17 protein-coding genes are annotated in these 19,131 nt (G+C 57.4%); 13 read left to right on the top strand and 4 right to left on the bottom strand.

Features of this window, described 5'->3' with window-relative positions; translation table 11 throughout:
• The gene (gene epmA / locus AC13CN_RS05595) at positions 1-981 is read left to right on the top strand and encodes an EF-P lysine aminoacylase EpmA (RefSeq protein WP_253556896.1); all 981 of its coding nucleotides are present in this window, start codon (positions 1-3) and stop codon (positions 979-981) included.
• An 18-nt stretch (positions 982-999) separates the two neighbouring features.
• On the opposite strand, the gene asd is transcribed toward epmA, so the two are convergent.
• From asd to rsgA, 3 genes are all read right to left on the bottom strand, one after another.
• Entirely contained in the window at positions 1,000-1,842 is an 843-nt protein-coding gene (asd, locus tag AC13CN_RS05590) for an archaetidylserine decarboxylase (protein WP_253556895.1), read from the bottom strand.
• Positions 1,843-1,852: 10 nt separating this feature from the next.
• Positions 1,853-2,695: a sulfurtransferase gene (locus tag AC13CN_RS05585; protein ID WP_253556894.1), complete on the bottom strand. Its 843-nt coding sequence runs from the start codon at positions 2,693-2,695 to the stop codon at positions 1,853-1,855.
• Between the two features lie 72 nt (positions 2,696-2,767).
• Positions 2,768-3,790 carry a small ribosomal subunit biogenesis GTPase RsgA gene (rsgA, locus tag AC13CN_RS05580; protein ID WP_058576417.1) on the bottom strand — a complete coding sequence of 341 codons (1,023 nt, stop codon included), beginning with the start codon at positions 3,788-3,790 and terminating at the stop codon, positions 2,768-2,770.
• A gap of 146 nt (positions 3,791-3,936) precedes the next feature.
• Between rsgA and orn the strand changes: the two genes are divergently transcribed.
• The gene (gene orn / locus AC13CN_RS05575; protein WP_128082392.1) at positions 3,937-4,521 is read left to right on the top strand and encodes an oligoribonuclease; all 585 of its coding nucleotides are present in this window, start codon (positions 3,937-3,939) and stop codon (positions 4,519-4,521) included.
• 3 nt (positions 4,522-4,524) lie between these two features.
• Here orn and queG read toward each other — a convergent pair whose 3' ends face one another.
• The gene (gene queG / locus AC13CN_RS05570) at positions 4,525-5,679 is read right to left on the bottom strand and encodes a tRNA epoxyqueuosine(34) reductase QueG (protein WP_253556893.1); all 1,155 of its coding nucleotides are present in this window, start codon (positions 5,677-5,679) and stop codon (positions 4,525-4,527) included.
• A 130-nt stretch (positions 5,680-5,809) separates the two neighbouring features.
• On the opposite strand from queG, the gene AC13CN_RS05565 reads away from it, so the two are divergent.
• The 11 genes from AC13CN_RS05565 (at position 5,810) to AC13CN_RS05515 (ending at position 18,940) form a co-directional block, all read left to right on the top strand.
• Positions 5,810-7,303 carry an NAD(P)H-hydrate dehydratase gene (locus tag AC13CN_RS05565; protein WP_089674838.1) on the top strand — a complete coding sequence of 498 codons (1,494 nt, stop codon included), beginning with the start codon at positions 5,810-5,812 and terminating at the stop codon, positions 7,301-7,303.
• Between the two features lie 11 nt (positions 7,304-7,314).
• Entirely contained in the window at positions 7,315-7,812 is a 498-nt protein-coding gene (gene tsaE / locus AC13CN_RS05560; RefSeq protein WP_253556892.1) for a tRNA (adenosine(37)-N6)-threonylcarbamoyltransferase complex ATPase subunit type 1 TsaE, read from the top strand.
• Entirely contained in the window at positions 7,803-9,281 is a 1,479-nt protein-coding gene (locus AC13CN_RS05555) for an N-acetylmuramoyl-L-alanine amidase (RefSeq protein ID WP_474354387.1), read from the top strand. The genes tsaE and AC13CN_RS05555 overlap by 10 nt, the downstream gene beginning before the upstream one ends.
• A 74-nt stretch (positions 9,282-9,355) precedes the next feature.
• Positions 9,356-11,269, top strand: a complete 1,914-nt coding sequence (gene mutL / locus AC13CN_RS05550; protein WP_253556891.1) for a DNA mismatch repair endonuclease MutL — start codon at positions 9,356-9,358, stop codon at positions 11,267-11,269.
• Positions 11,270-11,302: 33 nt separating this feature from the next.
• Positions 11,303-12,241 carry a tRNA (adenosine(37)-N6)-dimethylallyltransferase MiaA gene (miaA, locus tag AC13CN_RS05545; protein WP_253556889.1) on the top strand — a complete coding sequence of 313 codons (939 nt, stop codon included), beginning with the start codon at positions 11,303-11,305 and terminating at the stop codon, positions 12,239-12,241.
• Positions 12,242-12,376: 135 nt separating this feature from the next.
• Positions 12,377-12,625, top strand: a complete 249-nt coding sequence (gene hfq / locus AC13CN_RS05540) for an RNA chaperone Hfq (protein WP_044629095.1) — start codon at positions 12,377-12,379, stop codon at positions 12,623-12,625.
• 36 nt (positions 12,626-12,661) lie between these two features.
• Positions 12,662-13,972: a ribosome rescue GTPase HflX gene (gene hflX, locus AC13CN_RS05535; RefSeq protein ID WP_062361206.1), complete on the top strand. Its 1,311-nt coding sequence runs from the start codon at positions 12,662-12,664 to the stop codon at positions 13,970-13,972.
• Between the two features lie 135 nt (positions 13,973-14,107).
• Positions 14,108-15,376, top strand: a complete 1,269-nt coding sequence (hflK, locus tag AC13CN_RS05530; protein ID WP_253556888.1) for an FtsH protease activity modulator HflK — start codon at positions 14,108-14,110, stop codon at positions 15,374-15,376.
• Positions 15,377-16,261 (top strand): protease modulator HflC, encoded by an 885-nt coding sequence (hflC, locus tag AC13CN_RS05525; protein ID WP_044629098.1) that lies wholly within the window; start codon positions 15,377-15,379, stop codon positions 16,259-16,261.
• 190 nt (positions 16,262-16,451) lie between these two features.
• A complete protein-coding gene (locus AC13CN_RS05520; protein ID WP_044629099.1) occupies positions 16,452-17,645 on the top strand; it encodes an ATP phosphoribosyltransferase regulatory subunit in 1,194 nt (397 codons plus the stop codon).
• Positions 17,645-18,940, top strand: a complete 1,296-nt coding sequence (locus tag AC13CN_RS05515) for an adenylosuccinate synthase (protein ID WP_044629100.1) — start codon at positions 17,645-17,647, stop codon at positions 18,938-18,940. The genes AC13CN_RS05520 and AC13CN_RS05515 overlap by 1 nt, the downstream gene beginning before the upstream one ends.
• The last annotated feature ends 191 nt before the right edge of the window (positions 18,941-19,131 follow it).

The raw sequence follows: 19,131 nt of genomic DNA, 5'->3' as shown, positions 1-19,131 counted from the left end.
ATGACACTGAACTGGCAGCCAACGGCAACGATAGGCACCTTGCGCGAGCGCGCACGTTTGATCGCGACGGTGCGCGCCTTTTTTGCTGCTCGGGGCATATGGGAGGTGGAGACGCCAGTGCTCGGCCAAGGGGGCAGCACCGACGTGCATCTAGTGTCGCTATCGTCGCTTGCCCGCACCGATAAAGGTCAGCGCAAGCTATGGCTGCAAACCTCGCCTGAGTTTCATATGAAGCGACTGCTGGCGGCCGACAGCGGCCCCATTTTTCAGCTGGCAAAAAGCTTTCGTGATGGCGAAGTGGGGGCTCGGCACAATATCGAATTCACCATGCTGGAGTGGTACCGCCCTGGTTTCACGCTGGCGCAGTTGATAGAGGAGACAACGGCGCTGGTGGAGCACGTATTGCCCCAGTCACCTGGCCCGGTGGTGTACTACCGTTATCGCGAACTCTTTCATCGCCACTTGGAGGTAGACCCGTTCACCACGTCGCTGGTCACGCTGCGGTCGCTAGCAGCAGAGCGGGGCAATATGTCGGCCCAAGCGCTAGCCGAGGAGGGGCGCGATACTTGCCTGGATCTGCTCATGGGAATGGTTATCGAGCCAACCTTGGGGCAACAGGAGCTTAGCGTAGTCGTTGACTATCCTGCGAGCCAAGCGGCGCTGGCGCGACGTCATCAGGATGCCGATGGCGAATGGGTGGCCTCTCGCTTTGAGCTATACCTGAACGGTATCGAGCTCGCCAATGGCTACGATGAGTTGACCGATGCCGAGGAGCAGCGCCAGCGTTTCGATGCAGATAATGCCGAGCGTCGCCGGTTGGGGCTACCTGAAGTAGATGTCGATGCTCATCTATTGGCAGCGCTAGAACAGGGGCTGCCAGCCTCTTCCGGCGTGGCGCTGGGGCTGGATCGTTTGATCCAATTAGCGCTGGGTAAAGCGCGCCTGGAAGAGGTCTTGGCGTTTTCGACGGCTAACTGCTAACAACGCGGCCAGCCTGACTCAGGGCGTTGGGGTGGCGAGGCTCTGCCCCATTTGCACTGTTGCCCCTAGCGTGTGGTTGCCAAACGCCACGGGTTTAGCGAAACACAACACGACGGTGGAGCCGAGCTTGAAGCGGCCCATCTCAGCACCTTTCTCCAGCACAATCGGCTGCCCGAAGCGCATGCGCTGAGGGTGGCCCGACAGCGGTGTTACTTGCCCAGACCAGACGGTTTCAATGGCGGCTACAATCATGGCGCCGACCAGCACCATCGCCATAGGGCCGTGCTCGGTATCAAAGATGCACACCAAACGCTCATTGCGGGCGAACAAGCCGGGCACGTAGTTGGCGGTGGCTTGGTTGACCGAAAAGAGTCGCCCCGGCACGTAGATCATTTCCCGCAGCGTGCCGGTCACTGGCATATGCACGCGGTGGTAGTCGCTTGGCGAGAGATAAACCGTCGCGAAGCTGCCGTTCAAAAATTCATCAGCTAACGCTTTGTCGCCGCCCAGCAGGGTTTGGACGGAAAACGTATGCCCTTTTGCCTGCACCAGTTTGCCCGCCGTGGTGAGGCGGCCAAACTGTGAAAGCGTGCCATCCGCAGGGCTCAGTAGACCTTCGCCCAGTGGGCGAGCATCCGCTTTCAGCGCGCGGGTAAAAAAGTCGTTGAATGTGGCGTAGGCGGTGGGGTCTGGCTCCAGCGCCTGGCCCATATCCACCTTGAAGCGCTTGATAAACGCTTTAATCAGGGTGTCTTTCACCCAGGGGTTATCGCACTGGGCAAACTTACCCGTCAGGCGCGACAGCGCGTGTTGAGGCAAGGGGTATTGAAGTAGTGAAAAGGCTTTTTGGGAAAGGGTCACAGTAATATCTTCATTTCTCGATGGGTGTATCGTCGCGGTTGCCCCATTCACCCCAGGAACCCGCGTAGCCGCGTATATTAAAGCCTAGCGCTTTACCTACAAGCCAAGTAAAGCTGCTGCGGTGGTGGCTTTGGCAGTGGGTGGCAATTTCCATATCGGGAGTGAGCCCTAGGGCATTAAGTTCGGTCATGAGCTCGGCGTAGTCGCGGATTCTCAGCGCCCGGCTGCGATCCATGGCGTCTAGCCAATCCATGTTCACTGCACCAGGAATATGTCCCAAGTGTTTGTTGTTGCCGCGTTCGCCGTCGTACTCCGCTTTGGAGCGGGCGTCCCAAATGGCAAACTGTTTGTTGCTGAGCTTCTCTTTGATCTCATCGCAAGTAATGGCGGCACTAGGGTTGAGAATCTCAGCGTGGTATTCGCTTGGCGTTGGCGCGGTGGGCTCGGTGCTCTCTTCCAGTCCTGCGTCGCGCCAGGCGTGAATGCCGCCGTTTAGATAGGAGTAGCGGGTGTGGCCGATCAGCTCCAGTGTCCAGAGCAGGCGAGCTGCCCAGCCGCCGCCTTCGTCGTCGTAAGCCACTACATGGGTGTCGCGGGTTAATCCCAGCGCGCTGAATAACTTGGAGAGAAACTCCACCGACGGCACGTCGTTGGGCACTGGGCCTTCGCCGCGCATCAAGTAGCGAAAATCCAGATAAATGGCGCCGGGAACGTGGCCCTGACGGTAGCTTTCGCCATTGGCGGGCACATCGATAATCAGCAGTTCAGGCGCCTGTAAGTGCTCTTGTAACTGCTCCGGCTCCACGATGAGTGGCAATAGATTGTGTTCTGATGAGTGGCTGGCGGTGCTCATATCCGGCTCCCTTAACATTAAGACAACTGCAACGAGGCTAACGACGGTGTCGCCCTGGTCATTGTAGGTTCGTCACTGCGGATTCAAGCTATCGAGAATCCGTCGATAACTGGCAAAACGCTCTGGGTGAATCTTGCCTGCCTCGACGGCATCCAGTAAAGCGCAGCCCGGCTCGTTGCGGTGGCGGCAGTCACGGAACCGGCAAAGGCCCAAATAGGGGTGGAACTCGATGAAGCCGTCGGTCACTTCCTGCTCGTCCAGATGGATCAGGCCAAACTCACGGATGCCGGGCGAGTCGATCAGTTCGCCATTGCTGACTTCGTCGCTGCGCATAGCGTAGAGCCGTGCGGTGGTCGTCGTGTGCGTGCCTTTACGCGAATCTTCCGATAGCGCGCCAATGCGCAGGGTTTCGTCGGGCAGCAGCAGGTCTATGAGCGATGATTTCCCCACGCCACTCTGGCCGACGAATACCGAGGTGCGGCCCGCGAGCTGCTGGCGCAACTTATCCAGCCCTTCGGGGTTGGCCGTGGTGGTGCGTACCACCGGATAGCCTAGCTGGTGATAGCGCTCCAGCAGCTGACCGAGTTCGCCGCCATCGTCTGGCAGTAAATCGGTTTTATTCAGCACCAGCACAGGCGCGATGCCGGTAGCTTCAGCGGCTACCAGATAGCGGTCAATCAGGTTGGGGTGGGGTGCAGGCTCGACGGCGAATACAATCAGCAGCTGATCAATATTAGCGGCTACCGGCTTAAGCTGGCCGCGTGGGTCAGGGCGTTTCAAAATACTGTCGCGCTCTTCACGGGCAACCACCACGCCAGAGCCATCCTGGCCTGCCCGCCAGATCACTCGGTCGCCGGTCACCAAGCCATCAAGGTTGGCGCGCAGGTGGCAGCGTATAGGTGTGCCGTCGGCGTCACGCACTTCCAGCGTACGGCCAAAGTGGGCCATCACTCGACCCGGCTGCTCTGGGCCGTATTCGCCTGCAGAGAGCTTTTCGGCATCCTTGGAATCGCGCTTTTCAGCGCGCTGGGCGCGTTCGGCTTGAATCTTCTCGACTCGCCACTGCTGCTGGCGGCTTAATTTACGTTTGCTCATGACCACCTGATGATCGTTACAATAGACGTCATTGTACCCACCAGGGCGGTCAACTGTCCTGTATGGGGTGCGGGTTAGCGCAATATAAGCGACACTTTTACTTTATTCGCCGATGTCAGGGCGAAACTGGCCAAGGAATGAATGCAATGAGCGAGCAAAGCGGCGCACCGCGTAGCGACCTGTTGGTATGGATTGATTTGGAAATGACCGGCCTGGAGCCGGATAAAGAGCGCATTATCGAGGTGGCGACACTCATCACCGATGCTCAGTTGAATGTCGTGGCAGAAGGCCCCGTGATCGCCGTCAAACAGCCCGATAGCCTCTTGGCCGGAATGGACGATTGGAACCAGAAAACCCACGGTGAGTCTGGGCTGGTGGCGCGGGTGAAAGCGAGCACCATCGAAACTAAAGAAGCCGAGCGCCAAACTCTCGACTTTTTACGCCAGTACGTGGTGGCGGGCTCCTCGCCGATGTGCGGCAACAGTATTCATCAAGACCGCCGCTTCTTAGAGCGGGAAATGCCCGACTTGTGGGCGTTCTTTCACTATCGCAACTTGGATGTCTCGACCGTCAAAGAGTTGGCGAAGCGCTGGAACCCCGGTGCGCTGGCGGGCTTCAAAAAGCAGAATGCCCACTTGGCGATGGATGATATCAAGGAGTCGATTGCGGAGCTTGCCCATTACCGCAGCACGTTTTTGCGTATTGAAGGTGGTGGCGACGAAGAGGAGTAGCCCTCATGCGCGTGTCGCGATACGCGCATCTCGCTTATGGCGCTGCTCGTCGAGTGCCCAGGCAACGTGTTCGCGTACTAGCGCGCTGGGATAGGCACGACGTGCCCACAGCGCTGCCTCGACGGCATCACTCCACGGAGCATTGCCTAACCCGACGGCAAGATTACGTAGCCAGCGCTCATAGCCAATGCGGCGAATGGGGCTGCCTGCGGTTTTGTCCAAAAATTCCTCTTCGCCCCAGCTAAACAGCGCAATAAGCGATGCGCGGTCAAGGTCGTGGCGTGGGGAGAAGTCCTCTTCTTGGGTGAATTTTGTGAAGCGTGTGAACGGGCAAACGAGCTGACAGTCGTCGCAGCCATACACGCGATTGCCCATGGCGCGACGGTACTCCACGGGAATCGCGCCGTGCAGCTCAATGGTGAGATAAGAGATGCACTTGCGCGAATCGACGACCTTATCGTCCACGATGGCCCCTGTGGGACAAGCGGTGCGGCAAGCGCTACAGCTGCCGCAATGCTCTTGCGCAAAAGGAGCATCGACAGGCAGCGGTAGGTCGGTATACAGCTCCCCAAGAAAGAACAGCGAGCCCGCTTTGGGATTCAGCAACATGGCGTTTTTACCGAACCACCCTAAGCCTGCTTTTTGGGCGAGCGCACGCTCCATCACCGGGGCGGAGTCGACGAAGGCGCGAAAACCAAATTTTCCTACTTCTTGCTCGATGTGCTTTGCTAACTGCGCCAAGCGTTTGCGCATTAATTTATGATAATCACGGCCCAGCGCGTAGCGGGAGACATAGGCACGGTTGGGTTGGCCAAGCACTTTGGCACTCTCTACTTCGGCGGGCAGGTAGTCCATGCGCACGCTGATGACCCGGCGGGTGCCGGGTTCCAGTTCGTCAGGTCGCGTGCGTTTGGTGCCGTGCTTCGCCATAAAGCCCATCTCGCCGTGGTAGCCTTTATCCAGCCAGTTGGTGAGGTGCGTTTCGTGGTCGTTTAGATCAGTGTCAGTGATACCCACCTGCTGAAAGCCCAGCTCGCGCCCCCACTGTCTAATCAGTGCGGCAAGCTGGCGAAGCTGTTCTGCGGATAGCCGTTCGTGAGTCGGGTGTTCACGCGACGGCTGGTTGCGAGACAGTGAAAAAGTCGTGGAACTTGGCATGGTCAGTCAACGGTGGTGCGTTAAGCGCGCTATGCTAACGCATTAGCCTCTGCCACAACATGCCGTGCGTGCCTAAGCTGACACTGGCTGTGTTTAAGCGTTGATTTAGTACCCTATTTAAGGAGCAATCGTGTCTACGTTGAGTACCTCTTCGCTACGCCCCCTTTATAAGGCGTCTCAAGTGCGCGAGCTGGATCAGCGCACCATTGCAGGCGGTATAGAGAGCTTTGCCCTAATGCAGCGAGCCGCCTCTAGCGCTTGGCACAGCTTTCGTTCCCGCTGGCCTCAGGCGCGCAGTGTCACGGTGCTTTGCGGCGGCGGTAATAACGGCGGCGATGGGCATGTATTGGCGGCGCTGGCCATGCAGTCGGGGCTTAAGGTGCAGCGCCTTTCCCTCAAGCCGCGAGACGCGCTTTCTGGCGACGTTGCCCGTGCCGCGGAGCTGGCAACGGCCGCCGGGGTAGGGTTTGAAGAGTGGCACCCGCACACTACGCTTGCCGGTGAGGTCATTGTCGATGCGTTGCTGGGTACCGGGCTTTCCGGCGAGGTCGAAGGCAGCATTAAGCAGGCCATTAAAGCGATGAATACGGCATCTCAGCCAGTGCTGGCGCTGGATATCCCGTCGGGCATTTCAGCCGATACTGGCGCGATGTTAGGCACAGCAGTGGAAGCCACCTGCACGGTAACCTTTATTGGCGACAAAATTGGTCTGCATACCGGTGATGCCCCGGCGTATACCGGCGATATCGATTTTCGCCCGCTGGGCGTCAAAGCCCAGGCATTTTTTGATATTCCACCTACCGCTTGGCGGCTGGATGATGCGCTGCTAGGCGAGGCTTTCACTCCACGTTCTCGTACTAGCCATAAGGGCAGCTTGGGGCATGTGCTGGTGATGGGCGGTGCGCCGGGCTTTGGTGGCGCAGCGCTGCTGGCTTCCCAGGCGGCTGCACGCTTGGGTGCCGGTAAGGTAACGTTGGCCACGGCACACGAACATATCACCGCAAGCCTAGTGCGCTGCCCAGAAGTCATGGTGCGGGCGGTGCGTGGTGGTGCTGATGCGGCAGATTTGCCTGCCTCAGCGGATGTGGTGGTGATAGGGCCAGGGCTTGGGCAAGAGTCCTGGGGGCAGGCGATGTTGCAAAGCGCGCTTAAGGCTTCTTCACCGCTGGTAGTGGATGCCGATGCGCTCAACTTGTTGGCAAGCCGCTGGCCAGACCTCCGCCGGGATAACTGGATACTCACGCCTCATCCTGGTGAGGCAGCAAGGCTGCTGGGGTGCTCTGTGTCTGATGTCCAAGCCGACCGGCCTGAGGCTGCCCGTGCATTGCAACGCGCTCGTGGCGGTATAGTGATATTGAAAGGAGCAGGCAGCCTGATTGCCGGGCCGAGCGGATTGGTGGTTTGCCCTTACGGGAATCCAGGCATGGCGAGTGGCGGGATGGGAGATATATTAAGCGGTATGTTAGGCGCTTTGGTGGGGCAGTTTAATAGCCTGGAGCAGAGCGCATGGCTGGGCGTGATGGCACACGCTTTAGCGGGGGATGAAGCCGCTAAAGCAGCGGGCGAGCGTGGCCTGTTAGCAAGTGATCTGGCATCCTATGCACGAGTGTTAATTAACCCGTGAAGGCGGCCAACATGCAGGTGCAATTGAACGATGAAGTGGCCCACGTCGCTTTTGGCGAAGCGCTGGGTCAAGCGCTAAAAGGTCACGGGCGTGTTTATTTAGAAGGCGACTTAGGGGCAGGTAAAACGACCTTAACGCGCGGCATTTTGCGGGCCTACGGTTATCAAGGGGCGGTGAAAAGCCCCACCTACACCTTGGTAGAGCCTTATGAGCTTGGCAATCAACGTATTTATCACCTTGATTTGTATCGCCTAGCAGACCCGGAAGAGCTGGAGTTCATCGGTGGACGCGATGTGCTGGCCGACGATGCGCTATGTCTGATTGAGTGGCCGAGCCGAGGGGAGGGCTGGTTGCCCGCCCCAGATCTGCGTATTCAACTGAGCGTTGCTGAAACTGGACGCGTCGCGCTATTAAACGCCGGTAGTTCTCTTGGCGAAGATGTCATAGAGCAACTGGCGCGTCAGTGTGTCGGGATGCAACAGGAGTGTGGTGTGCTTCAATGGATATGAAAAACCCACTGGCTCGTTTAATAGGTCAGTTAGCAACTGGCTGCGCGGTTTTATTGGTAGGTACCGCCACTCTACAGGCGGCCACCGTTGAGAGCATGCGACTCTGGGCAGCACCCGATCATGCTCGTTTGGTGTTTGATCTTACCGCTGCCGCAGAGGCCAATGTGTTTTCATTAGAAAACCCGTCGCGCCTAGTCATTGATCTTGATGAGAGCCAGCTGAATACCGACGTATCAACACTGCCGCTAGATGGCAGTGCGATTGCGGAAGTGCGAACCGGCGTGCGGGATGGTGGTGGCCTGCGGGTCGTGCTTGAGTTGAATCGTGATATTGAGCCGCGCCACTTTACGCTACCGCCTAATGATCAGTATGGCCACCGTCTCGTGGTGGATTTGGAGTACCCTGGCGAAAGCGCTGTGGAGAACCCTATCGACCCTATTGAGGCGATGATTCGTGACCAGGAGATGCTGGCGCAGCGCTCGGCTCAGGCCCAGTTGTCCGGTGTGGAAGCTGACGTTTCTACACCTACGCCCGCGCAGCCTCCCGTCGAGGTTCAGCCCGCTCAGCCTCACCCACAGCGTGACATAATTATTGCTGTTGATGCGGGGCACGGCGGCGAAGACCCCGGTGCGATTGGCCCATCGGGTACTCGTGAAAAGGATGTGGTGTTGGATATCGCCCGACGGCTGGCTGCTGAGGTGAATCGAACCCAAGGCTTCAAGGCTGTGTTGATTCGTGACGGCGACTATTATTTGGGGTTACGCCAGCGTACTCAGCTTGCCCGCGAGCAGAAAGCTGACTTCTTTGTATCGGTACATGCCGATGCGTTTACCAGTCCAAGGCCCCAGGGTAGCTCGGTTTATGCGCTTTCACAGCGGGGGGCAACGTCAGAAACGGCTCAGTGGCTGGCGGATAGCGAGAACCGCTCCGACTTGATTGGTGGCGTCGATGGCAGTTTGTCGCTGCGTGATAAAGACCAAGTATTGCGCGGGGTGCTGCTGGATCTCACCATGACGGCTACGCTCAACGACTCGCTCTCGATTGGCGGGCAGGTGCTTGAGCAACTTGGGCGCGTGAACCGGTTGCATAAATCGCGGGTAGAGCAGGCGGGCTTCATGGTGCTGAAATCGCCGGATATTCCTTCGCTACTGATTGAAGTGGGCTTTATCTCAAACCCAGATGAAGAGCGCCGCCTGCGCGACCCGGTGCATCAGCAGGGGCTAGCAACGGCCATTTTCAGTGGCTTGCGCGATCATTTTCAGCGTAACCCGCCCCCAGCGAGCCTGCTGGCGTGGCAGCGCGATAATCAGCGTAGCCCTACCGGAAACGAGTACCGCATTCAGTCCGGCGATACGCTATCGGCGATTGCGATTCGCCACGGCGTACCGGTGAACCAGCTAAAGCAAGCGAACGACCTGAATGGCGATGTGATCCGCGTGGGCCAAGTGCTGCGTATCCCCAGTTCTTAAGCCGTTGTTTAAGCGTCTGGGCTAGAAACGGGTGCTTAAGAAATCGTTTTGATGATTAGCTTCTGAGGTGTTGGTTGACTGAATTAAACTCGCTGTCTGGCCGTATTCATGTGCTCGACCCCCGCTTAGCGAACCAAATCGCGGCGGGGGAGGTGGTCGAGCGCCCCTCGTCAGTGACAAAAGAGCTGATTGAGAACGCCATTGATGCGGGCAGTCAGCGTATTGAAGTAGAGATCGAGCAGGGCGGTGCCCGGCTGATTAAAGTGCGCGACGATGGCATCGGTATTGGCGAGCAGGACTTGCCCCTGGCGCTGGCCCGTCATGCCACCAGCAAAATCAGCAGCCTGGAGGATCTAGAAGGCGTTAGTTCGCTGGGTTTCCGCGGCGAGGCACTAGCATCTATCAGCTCCGTCTCGCGCCTAGAGCTAGTCTCTAATGCTGACGAAGACCCCCGCCAGGGGTGGCGGGTAGTGGCGGAGGGCCGTGGCATGGAGGCCAGGGTAACGCCCGCGCCGCACCCCCGAGGCACCAGTGTTTCTGTGCGCGATCTGTTTTTTAATACGCCAGCGCGGCGCAAGTTCTTGCGCACTGAAAAGACCGAGTTTGCCCACGTGGAAGAGGCGTTTCGTCGTCAAGCGCTGTCGCGCTACGACATTGCCTGGGTACTGAGGCACAATCAAAAAGTGGTGCACCAGCTGCCGCCGGGCAATACGCCCACTGCGCGCGAGCGCCGTATTGCCTCCCTGCTGGGTAAAAATTTTATTGAGCATGCGCGTTATATTGAACGCGAAGCGGGTGGCCTTAGGTTAAGCGGCTGGGTGGGGCTGCCGACCCACTCCCGCTCCCAGGCTGACCAGCAGTACTTCTTCGTCAATGGCCGGGTCGTGCGTGACCGCTTAGTGGCGCATGCGGTGCGCCAGGCCTACCGAGACGTGCTGTATAACGGTCGTCATCCGGTTTTTGTACTCTATCTTGAGCTGGACCCGGATGTGGTCGACGTTAACGTCCATCCCACCAAGCATGAAGTGCGCTTTCGTGATGGCCGGATGGTCCATGACTTTCTCTATTCAAGCTTGCACCACTGTCTGGCGGCTTCAAAGCCTTCCGAAGAGGAGCAGTCCTCGCCAGAAGATCATCCGGTGCCTGTTGGCCCTGAAGCGGCCACAACGGAAGAGCCGCCCGCGCCACGTTGGCAGCAGCAGGGCATGCCGCTATCGGAAGGGTCGGATCGGCACCCCGGCGCCGAGCGCGTGCGCCGGTTTATGCAAGGGTACCAGGCGCTCCATCCTGATCACGAAGAGACGCTGTTAACGCCTCAACCAAGCCCGCCCGGCCAGCGCCCAGCTGCTAACGAAGTGCGCGAAGCGCCGCTGGCTATGCCCGCGCATGATGCCACCGCCGCACCACCGTTAGGTTTTGCACTAGGCCAGCTGCACGGCGTGTATATCCTGGCTCAAAACGCCCAGGGGTTGGTGTTGGTCGATATGCATGCGGCTCATGAGCGGATCGTATATGAACGCATGAAAAACCAACTGGCGGCGGCTAAAGGGATCGATACGCAGCCGCTGTTAGTGCCCGTATCGCTGGCGGCGAGTCGCAGCGAAGTGGCTACTGCAGAGAGCGAACGTGACGCTATTGCTCAGCTAGGCGTTGAGTTGGATGTGGCAGGCCCCGAGACGCTGCTGGTGCGCCAACTGCCCGCTCTGCTGGCTCAGGCCGACCCTGAAGCGCTGGTGCGTGAAATGCTCGAAGAGCTAGCTCGATTTGGCCGTACGCATCAGGTAGAAGCGCGTATTCATGAGTTGCTGTCTACCATGGCGTGCCATGGCAGCGTGCGTGCCAATCGTCGTTTAACGCTCGATGAAATGAATGCCCTGTTGCGCGATATGGAACGCACCGAGCGCAGCGATCAGTGCAATCACGGTCGCCCTACTTGGACGCAAATGAGCATGCAAGCGCTCGACCGACTTTTTTTACGTGGCCAGTAATGATGAAGACAATAAACGGAGTGCGGTAAACAGATGGCTGATACACGCCCCTGGGCGATATTTTTGATGGGGCCTACTGCCGCTGGAAAAACCGACGCGGCAATAGCGCTCCACGAGCAGTTAGGTCACGAGCTCATCAGCGTGGATTCCGCCATGGTCTACCGGGGAATGGATGTGGGCAGCGCTAAGCCCCGCGCTGAGGAGCTTGCGCGGGCACCCCATCGGCTTATTGATATTCGCGACCCTGCCGACCCTTACTCCGCGGCAGATTTTCGTGAAGACGCCCTGCAAGAGATGCGGCAAATCAGCGCGGCTGGGAAAGTGCCGCTGCTGGTAGGCGGCACAATGCTTTACTTTAAACGCTTAGTGGAAGGTGTCGCGAACCTGCCTTCTGCGGATGCCGCTATTCGTGAACAGCTTGAAGTGAAGCGACAAGCCGAAGGCTTAGCGGGCTTGCATCGCGCACTCGCTGAAGTGGACCCGACTTCGGCGGCGCGTATTCATCCTAATGACCCCCAGCGGTTAATGCGGGCTTTGGAAGTGTTTTACGCCAGCGGTCGACCCATGAGTGAACTGTGGGCCGAACAGCAGCCTGAAACCTTTCCGTGGCGGGTGTTGTCGATAGCGCTAGCGCCTAATGATCGTAAGATACTTCATCAACGTATTGCCCAACGTTTTGAAACAATGTTGGGTGAGGGCTTGATAGATGAGGTGGCCGCCCTCAGAAAGCGTAATGATATTCATCTTGGCTTGCCATCGATGAAGAGTGTTGGCTACCGTCAAGTATGGGAATATTTAGACGGCGCTTACGATCAGGGCGAGCTGGTGTCACGAGGGGTCATTGCCACTCGGCAGCTAGCGAAGCGTCAGCTCACTTGGTTGCGTAGCTGGCCGTCACTTAACTGGATAGACTCGCAGCAGCCAGACGCATTGGATAAGCTTCTGAAATTCGTGCGTGACAGCGGTGCTTAGCGTAAGATAGTGATTTCGAGTGGCCGGCGAGCGCTTTTGACACACCGGGCCTTTCGGGCAACAAGATTGCGGCGTAGCACCAGTAGGGCACGCCATTTGATAACCAACCCCAACGACAGTTTTAGGGAGAGCAACATGTCCAAAGGGCAGTCCCTTCAAGACCCGTACCTGAACATCTTGCGCAAGGAGCGCATTCCGGTCTCTATTTTCCTGGTAAACGGCATTAAGCTGCAGGGCCAGATTGAATCGTTTGACCAGTTTGTCATCTTGTTGCGCAATACCGTCAGTCAGATGGTTTATAAACACGCTATTTCCACGGTAGTGCCTTCACGCAATGTGCGTTTGCCGGCACAAGACCCTTCAGCATCTGATGCTGAACTCTAACACTGCTGGATAGCAAGAGAGTCCACGAGGTATTGATTGTTTTTTGAACGCCCAGAAGCCGGTGAAACGGCAGTTCTTGTTCACGTAGATTTCTATGATGAGCAGGCGCGTGAAGACCCGGGTGAGTTCTTGGAGCTCGTGCGCTCTGCTGGCGCAGAGCCCGCGACATTGCTCACAGCCAGCCGACAGCGCCCTGATTCCCGTACGTTTATTGGGTCAGGTAAGTTGGATGAGCTGCGGGCAATGCTCGCAGCTCATCAAGCGGAACTGGTGATCTTCAACCACAGTTTAAGCCCTTCCCAGCAGCGTAACCTTGAGAAGGAACTCAAGTGTCGTGTCTTGGATCGCACCGGTCTGATTCTCGATATTTTTGCGCAGCGGGCACGAACACATGAAGGTAAGCTGCAAGTAGAGCTTGCCCAGCTTGAGTATATGTCCACACGCCTGATTCGCGGCTGGACACACCTTGAGCGCCAAAAAGGCGGCATTGGCCTGCGCGGTCCTGGCGAAACCCAGCTAGAGACTGACCGACGGCTGCTGCGCGGCCGCATTAAATCTATTCATAAACGGCTCGATAAAGTACGCAGCCAGCGCGAGCAGAATCGGCGTGCTCGGGCTCGGGCGGAGATCCACAGTGTTTCGCTGGTGGGTTATACCAACGCGGGTAAGTCGACGCTGTTTAACGCGTTGACCAGCGCTGAGGTTTATGCGGCTGATCAACTGTTTGCTACCCTGGATCCAACGCTCCGCCGGCTTGAAATCGAAGACGTTGGGCCCGTTGTTATGGCGGATACGGTTGGTTTTATTCGCCATTTGCCGCATAAGCTGGTGGAGGCCTTTCAGGCGACGCTGCAAGAAGCGGCCGAGGCAACTTTGCTGGTGCATGTCATCGATGCAGCTGACCCAGATCGAGAGCTAAACGTTGAGCAAGTCGATAATGTGCTCAAAGAGATCGGTGCTGACAGCGTGCCGGTGCTCAAAGTCATGAATAAAATCGACAAGCTAGACAGCGCCCCGCGCATTGAGCGCGACGGCCATGGCGTGCCAGAGGTAGTTTGGCTGTCTGCTCAGCAGGGCCAAGGGCTTGATCTATTGCATGAAGCTTTGACCGAGCGCCTTGCCAATGACGTGATTGGTTTTTCGCTTACACTGTCACCAGAGCAGGGTAAGTTACGCGCTGGCTTGCATGAGCTTAACGCCGTACGCGAAGAGAGTTTTGATGAGCAAGGGCGCTCCGTGTTGGATGTGCGCTTGCCCAGGCGCGACTTTAACCAGTTGATGGCTCAACTGGGTGAGCGTGCCAATACCTATTTACCAGAAGCATTACGCGAATCTGACGAATGGTAGCCCATCAAGTACCTACTCCACAGTCATTGACTGTGGAGTTGTGGTACACGATTGATATAGCAACAATATCAAAAGCACCCGGCCTTGCATAAGCACAAGGCAATGTGCAGGTGAACACCTTAGTGGAGACGAAGTATGGCCTGGAATGAGCCCGGTGGTGGCAACCAGCACGACCCCTGGAGTGGTGGTGGTCGACGTGGTAACAGCGGCGGCGATCGCGGTGGGAGCAATGGTGGTGGTAATAACGGCAATAAAGGTGGCAACAATCAAGGGCCACCCGATCTTGACGAAGCGCTGAAAAAATTCCAAGACAAGCTGAACGGCATGCTTGGCGGCGGCAGTAAGCAAAGTGGCGGGGGCGGTAATGGTAAAAGCGGGGGCGGTAAACCTCGCAATTCCTTTGCGTTGCCGGGCCTCTTGATTATTGTTGCGCTTGCCATTTGGGCTGCCTCAGGCTTTTACTTGGTTGACCAGTCTGAGCGTGGGGTTGTACTGCGCTTTGGTGAGTACCAAGGCATTGTTGAGCCAGGCCTGCAGTGGAATCCACCGCTGATTGATGATGTGCGCATGGTAAACGTAACACGCGTTCGTTCCGTCTCTCAGACCCAGTCCATGCTGACTCGCGACGAGAACATCGTTGAAGTGGAAATCTCTGCGCAGTACCAAGTCGCCAACCCGCGTGACTTTGTACTTAACGTACGTAATCCCGCTCTCTCTATTGAGAATGCGCTGGACTCTGCACTGCGTCATGTGGTCGGTGGTACGGATATGATTGATATCCTGACCTCTGGTCGTGAGATTTTGGGTAGCTCGGTGGCGAGCCGTCTGCAAGCATACTTAGATGCCTATGGTGCCGGTATTCGTCTGCAAACCATCAACATTGAATCAACATCTGCACCTGCACCGGTTATTGATGCCTTTGATGACGTTATTCGTGCTCGCGAAGATCGCCAGCGGACCATCAACGAAGGTATGGCTTATGCCAACGCGATCATCCCAGCTGCACAAGGCCAAGCTCAGCGTGTTGTAGAGCAGGGCCAGGGTTACCGGGAGTCGGTAGTCGCTGAAGCGCAAGGTCAAGCCAACCGTTTTAATGCGCTGTTAACTGAGTACCGTAATGCGCCAGAGGTCATGCGTGAACGTATGTATCTGGATGCAATTGAAGAAGTGTTTGGTAGCACGCCCAAGGTGCTGTTGGATGTGAGCGAAAATGCTCCGCTGATGTACCTGCCGCTAGACCAGATGCGCGGTAACAGTGGTAGTGACAGCAGTTCAACGACTGATAGCAGTGGCGATAGCAGCAGCGATGCGATTGATCCGCGCGTGCTGGAGTCGCTGCGGGGCAGCCAAAGCAGCTCCTCATCGTCGTCTAGTAATAACCCTATCCGCAGGGAGGGCCGCTAAATGATTAATAATCGATCCCTGCTTATCGTAGGTGGCTTGGCCGCCGTGGCGTGGCTAGCAAGTAACAGCCTATACGTAGTGGATGAAACCGAGCGTGCGGTGAAGCTGCGTTTTGGTGAAGTCATCGAAGAGAATATTCAGCCGGGCCTGCATGCCAAAATTCCGATTGCTCAGACAATTCGTAAATTTGACACGCGTTTGCTGACACTGGATACCGATACCAGCCGTTACCTGACCCTTGAGCAGAAAGCGGTAATCGTAGACTCCTACGTAAAGTGGCAAGTGATTAACCCCACTCGCTACTACGAGGCGACCGCAGGTGATGAGATGATGGCGATTCGCCTGATTCAGCCACGGGTCGATGAGAGTCTGCGTAACGAGTTTGGTCGCTTGAACCTTCAGGAAATCATTGCCGAGCGCCGTGATGACCTAATGACAGGCCCGACAGCAGAGCTTGACGAGCTGATGCGTGAAGAGCTCGGCGTGGCGATTCGCGATATCCGTATCAAGCGTATCGACCTGCCGGAAGATGTCTCTGCCGCTGTGTTCGAGCGTATGCGTTCAGAGCGGGAGCGTGAAGCCCGTGAGTGGCGCGCCCAGGGTCAAGAAGAAGCTGAGCGTATTCGTGCTAACGCCGATCGCCGCCGTCAGGTTCTGCTTGCTCAAGCTAACGAGCGCGCCGAAACCCTGCGTGGTGAAGGTGACGCCGAGGCAGCTGCGATCTTCTCCCAGGCTTACGGCCAGGATCAGGAGTTTTTCGCTTTCTGGCGCAGTCTAAACGCCTATCGTGAAAGCTTCTCTGGCGATGGCAACCTGCTGGTGCTTGAGCCGGATAGCGACTTCTTCCGCTATCTGCGTAGCGCAGTGCCTAATAGCGCTGAGTAATGGCGCGGAACCCCGTCAAGCGGTGTGCTTGGCGGGGTTCATCTAGCGCATAAACGTGATAGACTTTATCTACCGGGCGTCGCCCGGTTTTTTTGTGGCCCTCGTTTCGTGAACGTTTCCACGCAGCGCCTTGTGAGGCTGTTGGTGGTGTCGTCAGAAGGGGCCTTCATCGTCTCGCAGGATTGTTCACATGACCATCGCTGACCGCTGGCTATTGCCCGACGGCATGGATGAGGTGCTGCCGCCTCAGGCAAGCCGCATGGAAGAGCTGCGCCGTGCGCTGCTTGATCTTTACCATTGCTGGGGCTACGACCAAGTAATGCCGCCGCCGGTGGAGTTTTTGGACTCCTTGCTGACAGGTACCGGCACAGACCTCGACCTTCAAACGTTCAAGCTTACCGACCAACTGACGGGCCGCATGATGGGCGCATCTGCCGATGTGACGCCTCAAGTTGCGCGTATGGACGCTCACTCCCTAAAACGCCAAGGCCCGGTGCGTCTGTGTTACTGCACCAATGTGCTGCGCGCAAAGGCCGACCAGCATCAGGGCGGCCGAAGCCCCGTACAGGTTGGTGTGGAGCTGTTTGGTCATGCAGGCTTAGAGGCTGATAGTGAAATTATCCACTTAGCATTAGCAAGTCTGCATGCGGCGGGCGCTGATGAAATTCACCTGGCGTTGGGCCACATTGGTATTTACCGTAGCCTTGTAGAGGCCGCTGCACTCAGCGATGAGCAAGAGCGTGCGCTATTTGAGGCCTTGGCGTTAAAATCACCGGGTCAGCTAGCAGAGCAAGTGAACGACAGTGTGAGCGATCCTGTGCTGGCCGATATGCTGATGGCCTTGGGTGAGTTACATGGCGATGCCAGTGTGTTGGCCCAGGCCCGCGAGCGCTTTGCAGGTGCGCCTGCGCCTGTAACTGCAGCCCTCGACCAGCTAGAAGCGCTTTATAAAGGCGTTCTGGCGCGCTTTGATGTCTCGCTCTATTTTGATCTGGCAGAGCTGCGCGGCTATCAATACCACACCGGTATGATGTTCGCGGCTTACGTGCCGGGTTATGGCCATGCGCTGGCCAAAGGCGGGCGCTATGATGATACCGGGCGCGCGTTTGGCCGTGCACGGCCTGCCACCGGTTTCTCGATGGACCTGAAACAACTGGCATCGCTGGCACTGGCTTCACCCAGCCGGGGTGCAATTTGGGCTCCTGCCCAAGAAGAAGAGTCGCTTAACGCTGCCATTGTGGCGCTGCGTGAGCAGGGTGAACGCGTAATTCAAGCGCTGCCTGGGCAGCGTACTGGGCCGGCGGAGCACAGCTGTGACCGCCGTCTTGAGTTTATCGATGGTCGTTGGCAGACAACGACCCTGACACAAGAGACGAGTGCATAATGGGTAAGAATGTCGTAGTCCTGGGTACCCAATGGGGTGATGAAGGCAAAGGCAAGATCGTTGACCTGCTCACCGAATCCGCCTCTGCTGTGGTGCGCTTCCAAGGCGGCCATAACGCAGGCCACACGCTGGTCATCGACGGTGAGAAAACCGTTCTTCACCTGATTCCTTCAGGCGTGCTGCGCCCTGGTAAAACCTGCGTGATTGGCAACGGTGTTGTGCTCTCGCCGGAAGCGCTGATCAAAGAGATCCGCGAGTTGGAAGCGAAGGGCGTGCCCGTGCGTGAGCGCCTGCGTCTTTCTCCGGCGTGCCCGCTGATTCTGCCTTACCATGTGCGCCTAGACCAAGCGCGTGAGAAAGCCCGCGGTGTTGCCAAAATCGGTACTACTGGTCGTGGTATTGGCCCGGCGTACGAAGACAAAGTGGCTCGTCGCGGCCTGCGTTTGGGCGATATGCTTCATCGCGAGCGGTTTGCCTCCAAACTCGGTGAAGTGCTCGACTACCACAACTTTGTACTGGTGAATTACCACGGTGAGCCGGCGGTAGACTTCCAGGAAGTGCTGGATAGCGCCATGCAAATGGCCGAGGAGCTGCGTCCGATGGTCAGCGATACGGTCAGTATGGTTCATGACCTGCGTAAAGCCGGTGAGAATATCCTGTTTGAAGGTGCTCAAGGCTCGCTGCTGGATATCGACCACGGTACCTACCCCTATGTGACCAGTTCGAACACCACCGCGGGTGGTACGGCGACTGGTTCTGGTGTCGGTCCGCTCTACCTGGACTACGTGCTGGGTATTACCAAAGCCTATACCACTCGTGTCGGCTCCGGCCCGTTCCCCACCGAGCTGTTTGACGATCACGGCCGTCACCTAGCTGAGCGTGGCCATGAGTTTGGTGCTACTACGGGCCGCCCGCGTCGCTGTGGCTGGTTTGATGCCGTTGCCTTGCGTCACGCGGTACAGATCAACTCGGTATCGGGTATCTGCCTGACCAAGCTGGACGTACTGGATGGCTTGGAAAATATCCGCGTGTGTGTCGGCTACCGCAGCAAAGATGGCGACGTGCTGGATAACCCGGTGGATTCAGAGGGCTACGAAGCGGTAGAGCCGGTCTATCACGATCTGCCAGGCTGGAAAGAGTCCACGCTGGGCGCTAAGAAGGTGGAAGACTTACCGGCTAATGCCCGTGCATACATCAGCTTCCTCGAAGAGCAGGTAGGCACTAGCATCGATATCATTTCTACCGGTCCCGATCGTATTGAAACCATCGTGCTGCGCAACCCGTTCGAAGGCTAGGTCGTACACCTTCAGGTGATACTAAAAGGGCGGCTTGGCCGCCCTTTTTCGTGGTGCGCCAGGCATGGCGCGAAGCGCCGCTCAGGCGCTATCCGGTCAACCGTGGTGGTTGGCGGGATGACTTGGGGGTGAGAGTCCCCTACGGACCCTGATAGCGGGAACCGTTAGCTGAACAGCAAGGGTGTCCGTCG

This window comes from Vreelandella sp. L-25, from assembly GCF_056857535.1.
The sequence above is the reverse complement of the archived record's forward strand: the minus strand, read 5'-3'. Positions and strand labels throughout refer to the sequence as shown.